The organism is Moritella sp. JT01 (genome assembly GCF_001574435.1).
Lineage (GTDB): Bacteria > Pseudomonadota > Gammaproteobacteria > Enterobacterales > Moritellaceae > Moritella.
Genome location: NZ_LOCN01000007.1, coordinates 74,089 through 85,185 on the forward strand (window position 1 = coordinate 74,089; position 11,097 = coordinate 85,185).

General features: G+C 37.5%; 9 protein-coding genes. 5 read left to right on the plus strand and 4 right to left on the minus strand.

Features of this window, described 5'->3' with window-relative positions; genetic code table 11:
- Positions 1 to 4: 4 nt before the first annotated feature.
- The 5 genes from AKG98_RS07045 to AKG98_RS07065 all read left to right on the plus strand — a co-directional run bounded on the left by AKG98_RS07045 (position 5) and on the right by AKG98_RS07065 (position 7,222).
- The gene (locus AKG98_RS07045; RefSeq protein WP_157534085.1) at positions 5 to 1,291 is read left to right on the plus strand and encodes a hypothetical protein; all 1,287 of its coding nucleotides are present in this window, start codon (positions 5 to 7) and stop codon (positions 1,289 to 1,291) included.
- Positions 1,292 to 1,316: 25 nt separating this feature from the next.
- Positions 1,317 to 2,687 carry a PEP-CTERM-box response regulator transcription factor gene (prsR, locus tag AKG98_RS07050; RefSeq protein ID WP_157534086.1) on the plus strand — a complete coding sequence of 457 codons (1,371 nt, stop codon included), beginning with the start codon at positions 1,317 to 1,319 and terminating at the stop codon, positions 2,685 to 2,687.
- 61 nt (positions 2,688 to 2,748) lie between these two features.
- On the plus strand, positions 2,749 to 5,391 hold the full coding sequence (locus tag AKG98_RS07055) for a tetratricopeptide repeat protein (protein ID WP_067043442.1): 2,643 nt from the start codon (positions 2,749 to 2,751) through the stop codon (positions 5,389 to 5,391).
- Between the two features lie 130 nt (positions 5,392 to 5,521).
- Positions 5,522 to 6,091 carry a hypothetical protein gene (locus AKG98_RS07060; protein ID WP_067043445.1) on the plus strand — a complete coding sequence of 190 codons (570 nt, stop codon included), beginning with the start codon at positions 5,522 to 5,524 and terminating at the stop codon, positions 6,089 to 6,091.
- Between the two features lie 69 nt (positions 6,092 to 6,160).
- Positions 6,161 to 7,222 carry a hypothetical protein gene (locus AKG98_RS07065; protein WP_067043448.1) on the plus strand — a complete coding sequence of 354 codons (1,062 nt, stop codon included), beginning with the start codon at positions 6,161 to 6,163 and terminating at the stop codon, positions 7,220 to 7,222.
- Between the two features lie 156 nt (positions 7,223 to 7,378).
- On the opposite strand, the gene kdsB is transcribed toward AKG98_RS07065, so the two are convergent.
- From kdsB to msbA, 4 genes are read right to left on the minus strand one after another with little or no spacing between them, the layout of a single operon-like run.
- Positions 7,379 to 8,134 carry a 3-deoxy-manno-octulosonate cytidylyltransferase gene (gene kdsB, locus AKG98_RS07070; protein ID WP_067043452.1) on the minus strand — a complete coding sequence of 252 codons (756 nt, stop codon included), beginning with the start codon at positions 8,132 to 8,134 and terminating at the stop codon, positions 7,379 to 7,381.
- Positions 8,131 to 8,319: a Trm112 family protein gene (locus tag AKG98_RS07075; protein WP_083543910.1), complete on the minus strand. Its 189-nt coding sequence runs from the start codon at positions 8,317 to 8,319 to the stop codon at positions 8,131 to 8,133. The genes kdsB and AKG98_RS07075 overlap by 4 nt, the downstream gene beginning before the upstream one ends.
- A complete protein-coding gene (gene lpxK, locus AKG98_RS07080; protein ID WP_067043455.1) occupies positions 8,303 to 9,295 on the minus strand; it encodes a tetraacyldisaccharide 4'-kinase in 993 nt (330 codons plus the stop codon). The genes AKG98_RS07075 and lpxK overlap by 17 nt, the downstream gene beginning before the upstream one ends.
- An 8-nt stretch (positions 9,296 to 9,303) precedes the next feature.
- Positions 9,304 to 11,049: a lipid A export permease/ATP-binding protein MsbA gene (gene msbA / locus AKG98_RS07085; RefSeq protein ID WP_228140235.1), complete on the minus strand. Its 1,746-nt coding sequence runs from the start codon at positions 11,047 to 11,049 to the stop codon at positions 9,304 to 9,306.
- Between the last annotated feature and the right edge of the window lie 48 nt (positions 11,050 to 11,097).

Sequence of the window (11,097 nt, forward strand, 5' to 3'; positions counted from 1 at the left end):
ATCTATGAATATGAGTAACAATACTATTCGAATATATATAACTCTATCCTCGTTTAATATCTTATACGGAGGTAGCGCTCTCGCATCTGAAGCCGACGCTCGAAACAGATTTATAGAGGTGAGCGCGGGGTATGAATACAGTGATAACATCTATAAATCACCTAATCGCAAGAAGGATGGGACGACGACGACTGCTGGAATAGAACTCGGCTATGAGCAAAGTAAAGCCAACAACCGTATTACGCTTAACTACGATGGTGAATACTCAGAAACAAGTGAAGCGGACTTACGAAGTAATAGTTATTGGGTCGGTCATTCTGCCATTTCACAAGACGTTTTCAGTAAAAATCTGCTGTTTAATCTTGAGCATATACGTCAGCGTTACCTGATAGATCAAACTCAAACAGCGCTTGATAGTAATCAAGATGAAAGAGATCTTCTGACAGCTGGCTTACAGTGGCTAATCCCTTATTCGCCCCGGGCAACCTTTATATTAGGCGCCACACATACACAAACTTGGTTTAAAGAAGAAAAAATCAATGATAACAGTACGAACGAAGGTCAAGTCAGTTTGCAATATGCATTCGATGACATATCACAAATTCAACTCAGTTATGTTCGTAGCCAAAATAAGTTTGATGATTTTGACTACACCTACAATGAGCATAATTTAGATGTCCGCTTAACACGTCAATACTTACTGGGAAATTACGCCTTTAATGCAGGAGGAAACTGGGTTGATACTTCCAGCGAAAAATATGATGGATACCATTATGGATTCACTATTGACGCAAGACTTCATCGGCATTTATTTATCTTTCATGCATCTCAAGTATTAACCAATACTTCAGCTCAAGTTGGGACAGATGATGAGTTAGACTTTTCAAACAAGCAATTATTTTATAGAACTAATATTTCATTGCAACAACAGTACACGTCCTTAGATAAGCGATTACTCAGCACCATCCGCTTATATTATAATAATGATGATGCTATCACATCCATTAACGGCTCTGATACTGGCGATCAAGATAGATATGGCGCTTACGCAAGGTTGACGTGGTCATTTACAAATAAATTAAGCGCTAACTTATTCCTCAACTATTATAACGCAGAGCTTTCAACTAGCGACACAAAAAAATTCGCAGAAGCAAAAATTGGCAGTCGTTATAATTTAAATTCCTCAATATATATCCAATTTACTGTGTCTTTTGAAAAACAAAATAGCATGCGGAACGCTGCTGGTTATGAAGAGAAAAACTATGCAACTAGAATAGCTTTCAGATACTAAATATTCTTATATTAGGGAGTTTATTTTGCAAAAAAACATCACTCAAACATTACTCATTGTTGAAGATGACATCGGACTTCAAACTCAACTTAAATGGCATTTTTCTAATTATAATGTAGTTGTAGCTGCGAATGTCAATGATGCTATTGCAGCTATACGTTTACATGAACCACAAGTTATGGTGCAAGATCTTGGCTTACCACCCGAACCAGATGGTGTAATACAGGGTTTCAAATTACTACAACAATCCCTACGTATACATCCGCACATGAAATTAATCGTGATGACAGGTAATGATTGTAATGAACATGCGCTAAAAGCGGTCAGCCTAGGGGCTTATGATTTCTATAGTAAACCAGCCAACCCTGAAACACTGGAACTTATCGTGCAACGTGCCTTTCATATGCATCAACTCGAAAGTAAAAATAGAGCCTTTAACTTATCTAAAAGTAGCAATCTGGAAGGATTAATAACTACCGATGATAAAATGCTAAAACTTTGTAAATTAATCGAAAAAGTAGCGCCGACCAATGCAGCTTGCTTGCTCCTTGGTGAAAGTGGAACAGGTAAAGAAGTATTAGCCAAAGCATTACATACTCTCAGTACTCGTAATGAGCATCCTTTTGTGGCAATAAATTGCGCGGCCCTACCCGAGAATTTGTTTGAGAGTGAATTATTCGGCTATGAGAAAGGGGCATTTACCGGAGCAGTAAAAAGTACCCCCGGAAAGTTTGAGCTTGCAAATGGTGGCACAGTATTTCTTGATGAAATTGGTGAAATGCCCCTGCAGTTACAAGCTAAACTGCTACGCTTTCTGCAAGAGAAAGTAATAGAACGAATTGGAGGACGGAAGTTAATTCACCTAGATACCAGAATTGTTTGTGCAACCAATAGAAATTTAGAAGATATGATGGCTAACGCCACATTCCGGGAAGACCTCTATTATCGAATTGCAGAAATACAGATAGAAATTCCGCCATTAAGAGATAGAAGCTCAGACAAAACCTTACTCGCTCGTTATTTGTTAAAAAAATATGTTCAAAAAGAACATTTAAACATAGTAGGTCTTAGTGAAGAAGCCATCAATGCTATCGAGGAATATTCATGGCCTGGCAATATTCGAGAGCTAAGCAATAAAGTCACTCGAGCCGCAATCATGTGTGAAGATAAATACATTAGCGCTGAAGATCTTGGTTTGAAGTCAGCTGAAAACATCCAGCTAAATCTAAAAGTTATTAGGGAGAGTGCGGAAAAAGATGCGCTTAAAACAACACTAAGTGCAACGGGGAATAATATCTCTGCGGCTGCAAAACTGCTTGGTGTCACTAGACCTACATTATACGATCTAATGAAAAAGCATAATTTGGATGCGAGCTTAAAAACAAACCTGATTTAATGACAAACTAAAAATCAGTCAAACACATAAATCTTAAAAAAGTTAGACTAGGAAGATATGTATGAAATTAATTGATCTTAATATTCAAATAGAAATAGTCTTCACAGCACTATTACTATCAGGTGTAATTCTACTCGCAGGTTGCAGTGAATCCTCTGACTTACAAAACAAAACTGATCCAGACATATATATTCAACAGAGTAAATCATACCTCGATGGACATCAATTTAGAGCCGCTTTTAATGCCGCAACTGAAGCGATTAATGCAGATCCTAACCGACTTGAGAGTTATCTTATTTTAGCTTCAATACATCTACAATCAGGGCACCCGAGAGATAGCATTAAAGTGCTTGAAGATTTTACCGGCAGTAAAAATGTCGAGTACTATTTTGCACTACTCGATGCTTACCAAATGTCAAACAAATTGATTTCAGCACAACAACTCATTGAACAAAAACAACAATTACTATCAACACAAGCACAACGTTTACAGCTATCCGTTGCACAGCAACTACTACATACCGATGAGTTAGAACAAGCCAAAACAACGTTTAGCCAATTATTAGAAGATCCGGATTACAAAGTTGATAGCATGCTTGGCTTAGCAAAAATTGAAGTTGCCTCAGACAATGAAATTAATGCAATCAATATAATTGATAATATCATCGAAATCGCCCCTGAAAACACAGATGCTCTCTTCTTAAAAAGTCTAATTTATATCAATATGGGTGAGCTTAATAATGCAGAAGAAGCACTATCACAAACACTAGCTAGCCTTCCAAATGCTGATATATTTACGGTACAACGCATTAAAATATTTCAGAGCTTAGCACATGTATTAACACAACAAGGGCGACTATCTGAAGCAAAAATATATACACGTATTTTATCTGATGAATTCCCAATGTCAGAATCACTGTCACTACAATATACTCAGGCACTTAACTTATTTCAAAATGAAGAGTTTTCAGCCGCTAAAGAAATATTATTGGAAATTTTAGATGGTTCTCCTGGGCATAAAAAATCAGCCGTCTTATTGGGATTAATACTTTACAATGAAGGTAACCCACAACACGCCGAAAAGTATCTCATTGATATTATTGATCCAGAAGTATCTCCAACAAAACTCACAGAACTTTATGTCAAAACCCTATTACAACAAAATAAATATGACAATGTATTAGATCTACTTAAATATATACCCGAAACAAGTAGAGATACTGACACATGGATTCTTTATATAAGTGCTGCAATCCAGCAAAAAGAGTTTAGCAAAGCCAAAAAAGGCCTTGATAAAGCAATGTCATTAAGCCCTAAATCTGAGCGTGTTGCATTACTTGCATTCCTTTATTACAGCAACTTACCAGAACCACAGCCAGAGATGGCATTACAAACCCTATCTTCAAGTTTAACTTTTAATCCAGAAAGCCCAAAATTACAAACATTGTACATTCGACAACTACTTACACTTAATAAAACAACGGAAGTAGATAACTATGTTGCTAGTTTAGAAGAAACATATAGTAAAAATACGAATACACAATTAATTATCGCGAGTTACTACATGTATCAACAGAGATTACATAAGGCAATACCAATAATAGAAAATATTTTGGTATCAGAGAAAGATAATATCCAAGCACTTTATACCATGGCTAAAATAAATAATATAAATAAAAATTGGCAGTTATCTTTAAATAACTATAACGACATTATTAAGTTTTACCCTACTGAAATCACAGCCTATAAAGGGGCTATACTGAGCTTAATGAAATTAAAAAAAGATCCCTTAAAGACAGCTGACTACCTTCACGAAAATTATAACGCTAGTGTATTAGCACTCACCCTAGCCCATTTAAGCCTACAACAAAATAGACTCGATTTGGCTGATAATTATGCAAAAGAAGCAAACAATGAGTTGCCTAAAAAATACCAAGTAAACCTTGATGAATTAACGGTACAAGTTGCTCTATTGAAAGCACGTACCGCTTTAATAGAAAAAGATTATCTAAAAGCGAGAGAAATAGTCACTTCTACAACTAAAAATTATGTAAATAATGTCCGCCTCCTCAGTTTATTAACCCACATAGAGATTGCTTCAGGTCAATATAATGAAGCCCAAAGCCTAGCTGAACAAATAAACCAATTATTACCCGATAATTCATTAGCAACACTGTTCAATTCACAGATATTGAATGCAAAAGGAGAAAAAAATGAAGCCATCAAGCTATTACATTCATACTGGAATAAAGTAAAAGATAGAAGCGTCGCTGAGCAATTATATTTACAATTAAAAACTAATAGCTCAGAAAAAGCGTTCACGTTTCTTGATGAATGGCAAAATGAGTTTCCTGATAGCCTGATACCGACTCGTTATAAGGCTATTTACTTGCAGGAACAAGGTGAAAATAAGCAAGCGATTGCCATCTATAATTCAATATTACAAAAAGCACCAAATGAGATAATCAGCTTAAATAATACCGCTTGGCTTTCTTTTGAAGCTGGTATTCCACAGGCTCTTTCTTTTGCTGAGCGAGCCTATAAATTGAAGCCTAATAATGCTGCTATTTTAGATACTTATGGTTGGATATTATTTCATAACGGCGATATAAACCGAGGAAAAGCCTTAATCAAACAAGCCAGTAAATTATTACCTAATGATAAAAATATTCAACAACATTTAGACGAGGTAAGTAAGGGATAACTGTCGAAATAATTTACATAAATTTCAAGTAATAATACTGTAGATATGTAGCACATTGAAAATTAAATGATATTAAAATTGGTGTGAAAAATGCTTTATATTAAATAGTCATATTTTTAAGGCGATAACCATGAGAAAATTTATATTTTTACTAACAGCGTTATTTTTCTTCACAAGCACGACAACATCTGCAATGTTACTTGAAGGTAAGATAGACTTCACCGGTCTATCAACGACTACCGATGATGGTTCCGCTGTAACGTCATTGATGTTCGCTACGTTTGAAATCGATGCAGTAACAGGTAACTTTATTCCAGCTGTTACGCCTGGTGATACAGTCATATTTTCGGATTTACCCACCATAGTCCCAACAATTGATTTATGGCATGTCGGAGGGTTTGAATTTGACCTTGCTGCTATTACTATTAATACTGTTGTTGGTAGTGTAGCCATCGTTGAAGGGGCTGGTTTTCTTTCAACGGCTGGCTATGAAACGACTCCCTTTCATTGGGCTTACAGTAGCAGACGAGGTAATAATGCCTTCTCTGCAACAGTATATCCTGCCCCCCCCAGTATTATCCAAAGTAGGAGTTCATTCCCACCAACCGTGGTTCCAGCGCCTGCTGGTGCAGCGCTATTAGGCTTAGCACTTTTAGGTTTTGGATTCACTCGTCGTAATAATCAAGTGCAATACAACTAACCCTATACCGATTTATGCCCGTATAGGGTTGATAGCTAATAAGTCACTTGTTTAAATGGGAATGAGTTAATGGAAAAAGATCAAGTCAAATTAATACTCAGTTTAGATTATGAGCTTTTTTTTGGTGATAATACCGGCAGTGTTGAAAACTGTATGATTAATCCGACACAACGATTACTTAGGGTATTGAATAAGTATAATTGTAAAGTCAGCTTATTTGTTGATGCTGGATTTTTGGTTAAACTAAAATCGCAATCTTTTGATTTTCCGGTTTTAGAAAAACAATATCAAACGATTAAAACACAATTGAAATCACTGTCATTGCAAGGCCATGATATACAACTTCATATTCACCCTCATTGGCAGGATAGTTATTATAATGGTCATACTTGGGTAATTAATACTGAGCGCTATCGCCTGCATGATTTTACCCCAGAAGAAATCAATAACATAGTGCAAAGCTACAAACAAGAACTTGAATCATGCAGTGAACAAGCTGTATTCGCTTTTCGAGCGGGGGGCTGGTGTTTACAACCCTTTGAGCAAATTAAGTTAGCGTTAAAAGCGAATGAAATTTGGTTAGACAGTACGGTATTTTCTCAAGGACACTCAGATGACCCAACCCGCTGGTTTGATTTTAATACCATACCTAAGCAAGCATATTGGTACTTTGATGATGATCCTTTAAAACAACAACAAGATGGTTACTTTACCGAACTTCCCATCAGCGCAACTAAAACATCACCTCTATTTTTTTGGAAGCTCGCACTTCGTAAAAAACTCTCCAGCCATTTATTTAGTTCCTTTGGCGATGGCCAAGCAATGCTCTCAAATCGCAGTTATTACATTGAACGATTAACAAAAACAACTTACGGGCCTGTCATGATTGATGGTTCCAAAGCTGGACAACTAGAGAAGGCATTTCAAGAACATCTAGAGCAAACAGATCAAGATAGTATTTTTAATATAATGGGGCACCCAAAAAGTTTATCACCCTACTCTTTAATAAAATTAGAGCAATTTTTACAACAACATAGCGAACTCGATTCCATTACCTATCAAGATCTTAAACACCTTAAAAATACATTTATGCATGATATAAATAAAAATATTAATGAAGGCTCAACTTAAATACCTCACGTTTACGTATAAAGTCATCATTTTCACTTCCTAAAAAAGCACCGAACGTTTCCACGCTAAGTGCTTTATATGCTGCCAAATGCTTATTGAAAAAGACGTTTACATGACTTAATCTACTTAAAGCAAGCTTGTATTATTCGTAAACCATCAGCCGCTTACAATATTACGTACAACAACAAGATCTTCTGGTGTATCAACGCCTGCAGCAGGTGCTTCAAGCGCTTCTTCAACATGAATTTTTTCACCATGCCAAAGTACACGTAATTGCTCTAACGATTCAATCTGTTCTAATTCTGTTTCCGCCCATTGAACATAATCACGAATAAAACCAGCACGGTATGCGTAAATACCTATATGACGTTGGTACACAGGCTTAATCTCAGTCACTGGCGTATGCATAAAGTTATCACGGTGATACGGAATAGGTGCACGGCTGAAATACAGAGCGTAACCTTGCTTGTCCGTGACAACTTTAACCGCATTAGGGTTAAAGACTTCTTCCACATCTGTGATAGCAACAGATAACGTAGCCATACGCGCTTCGTTTTGTTTGCCAAGGTTATTCGCTACTTGCTCAATAATACGCGGTGGAATTAATGGTTCATCACCTTGTACATTAACAATAATGTCATCATCATTAAAACCTAACTTACTGCATACTTCAGCTAAACGCTCTGTACCAGAGTTATGCGTAGGTGAAGTCATACAAACTTCATAACCTAAAGCAGTAACGGCCTGTTCAATACGTATATCATCTGTAGCAACAACAACACGTGAAGCGCCACTTTGCATAGCTTGTTCGGCAACACGTTGGATCATTGTTTTACCACAAATATCAACGAGCGGCTTACCGGGCAAACGACTAGATTGATAGCGTGATGGGATAATGACAATAAAACTCATTTAGCTAACTCTTCACTGCTTAACTGACGTGCTTTAACCTCAAGTAGTACTGGTATACCTTCCGTAATTGGATAAGCAAGACGATCTACATTACAAATAAGTTCATTGTTACTTTTATCATAGTGCAGTTTTCCCTTACAAACAGGACAAGCAATAATTTCAAGTAAGTTATGATCCAGAGTCATGGGTTAATTCCTTTAATTTTAATAATAACTGCGGTAAAAAATCGCTATCTAAACTTGCGTTTACCGGTAAATAATACCAATTATCTAGAGCAAAAGATTGACACTTTACAGCGTCTTTTTCGGTCATAATAACGGTTCGCCCTGCTGCAAACTGTTCAATTTCAGCGGCACTAAAAGCATGATGATCAGGAAATGAAAGATGTTCTTCAATCACATAATCGTGTTTCTCTAATGTAGTATAAAAACGCTGAGGATTACCAATACCAGCAATTGCAACCATCGATTTAGATTTATCCGATGTCACTAATTCATTATTTGTTACTTTACGTAATGGCGCAGCAACTAATAACATATTAAGCTCACCAGCCAAGCCGTTACCACCATTACAGATTACAAAATCAGCTGTATCTAAACGCCACGGACCTTCACGTAACGGCCCCATGGGTAATAGATGGCCATTACCGAGGCGGCGTTTTCCATCGATGACAATTAATTCGATGTCTCTTTGCATGGCATAATGTTGTAAACCGTCATCAGTAATAATAATGTCTACATCAAAATGTGCTAACAAATGTGCAGCTGCATCGGTACGAACAGGACTAATCACCAATGGACATCGAGTACGTTGCTGCAACATGAATGGTTCATCACCACTTTGTTCAACAGGAGAGTCCGAATTAACAATATACGGATATTGCGGCGCTTTAGAACCATAACCCCGGCTAATAATACCGGGCTTATATCCAGCTGTAGTCAGTTGCTCACACAAATAAACAACGAGCGGCGTCTTACCAGTACCACCGACCGTAATATTACCAACCACAATCGTCGGTACACTTGGCTTTATACTGGTTTTAATGCCGGATTTAAATAGCGCGCGACGACAGCCTGTAATAGCTGCAAAAGTAATACTAAGTGGTGCCAGTAACCATTTTGTCCAATGGTTACCATACCAAATATCCTCTTCTATTTTCACGTATAGACCTATTTTACGCCAAGTTGTAAGCGATGCAGTTGAGCATAATGCTCACCTTTAGCAAGTAACTCGCTATGTGTTCCACTTTCAACAATCGCACCAGCCTCAATAACCAAAATACGATCTGCCGCTTCAATTGTTGATAGGCGATGTGCAATCACTAATGACGTTCTATCTTTTTGTAATACTTCAAGGGCTTGCTGTACTTTGTGTTCTGATTCAGCATCCAATGCAGACGTCGCTTCATCGAGAATTAAAATTGGCGCATCTTGTAATAACGCACGAGCGATAGCAATACGCTGGCGCTGTCCACCCGATAGCATTGACCCATTTTCACCGACAATCGTATCAAAACCATTGTCAAATTCTTCAATAAACTCTAACGCATTGGCTTTCGTTGCCGCGGCAATAATTTCCTCACGCGTCACCTCATTCATACGGCCATAAGCAATATTCGCCGCAATGGTGTCATTAAATAAATGCACGTGCTGTGACACTAAGGCGATCTGACTACGTAACGATTTCAATTCGTAATCATGAATAGCGATATCATCAATACTGATTTGGCCATTTTCTATTTCATAGAAACGAGTGATCAAGCTTGCTAATGTTGATTTACCACTACCAGAACGGCCCACCAACGCGATCATCTCACCTGGTTGAGCAGTAAAATTCATATTCTCAATCAAACGTTTCGTTGCTGTAGGGTATGTAAAATCTACGTTGGTGAATGAGATCTTACCTTCAACACGTGCAGGTTTATGCGTGCCAGTATTCTTCTCAATATCAAGATCAAGAATATTAAATAAACTATTACATGCTGAAATGGCTTTTTGAATTTCTGAGTTAATATTAGTGATATCACGTAATGGACGCAATAACGCCATCATTGAACCAACGATTGCCACAAATTTACCCGGCGTTAATTCTGCACGAATAGAATCAAATGACGCGAGATATAACACAACACCTAAAGCAAATGAAGCAACGACCTGCACAAGTGCATTACTTGCCGCGGTTGTCGTTGCCATTTTCATCTGCTGTTGACGAATATGGTTACTCACTGTACCAAAACGTTCACGTTCAGTTTCATGACCAGCAAACATCAGAACATCTTTTTGTCCGTGCAACATTTGTTGTGCAGTTGAAGATACGTTACCCATGGCTTGCTGCAAACGATGGCTGATAACCCGGAAGCGGCGACTAACAACGCTAACAATTATCCCTACAACGGGTGCAATAAAGAGTAATACTAATGATAACTGCCAGCTTTGGTAAAACATCCAAATAAGCAAACCAAGAATAAATGCACCACTACGAAATATATTAACCATTGATTTAGATGCAGCACCCGACACTTGGGTCGAATCATAAATAATCTTTGATACTAATTCACCCGATGGCGTCTTATCGAAAAAACTAACGGGTAAGTGCATCAAATGATCAAATAACTCACGTTGTAGGCGCATAACAACTGTATTACCTACTTTTGCCATACAGTAGCTAGACCCGAATGAAGCCAAACCACGTAAGCCGACCATGCCCACAACAAAAAGTGGCATCCATTTCAAAAATGTCGAAGTTTTAGCATTAAAGCCTTCGTCGACAAGGGGTTGTAGAATATTTAATAATGTTGCATCGACAATACCATAACCAAGCATGGCTATTATACCAAAAAATAAGGTGGTTTTTAAATCGAGAACATAAGAAGAAAATCGCTTGAGCGTTTGCCAAGCTGTACGCTGTTGATCCATGAAAACTGTCTTGTTATTGAGATAGGCGTTCATTTTAAACCTAGGTTA

Bases quoted from the DNA above. Each gene is read 5' to 3' on its own strand.
- AKG98_RS07065 (WP_067043448.1), top strand. From the start codon at position 6,161: ATGGAAAAAGATCAAGTCAAATTAATACTCAGTTTAGATTATGAGCTT.
- AKG98_RS07055 (WP_067043442.1), top strand. From the start codon at position 2,749: ATGAAATTAATTGATCTTAATATTCAAATAGAAATAGTCTTCACAGCA.
- msbA (WP_228140235.1), bottom strand. From the start codon at position 11,049: ATGGATCAACAGCGTACAGCTTGGCAAACGCTCAAGCGATTTTCTTCT.
- kdsB (WP_067043452.1), bottom strand. From the start codon at position 8,134: ATGAGTTTTATTGTCATTATCCCATCACGCTATCAATCTAGTCGTTTG.
- AKG98_RS07060 (WP_067043445.1), top strand. From the start codon at position 5,522: ATGAGAAAATTTATATTTTTACTAACAGCGTTATTTTTCTTCACAAGC.
- AKG98_RS07045 (WP_157534085.1), top strand. From the start codon at position 5: ATGAATATGAGTAACAATACTATTCGAATATATATAACTCTATCCTCG.
- AKG98_RS07075 (WP_083543910.1), bottom strand. From the start codon at position 8,319: ATGACTCTGGATCATAACTTACTTGAAATTATTGCTTGTCCTGTTTGT.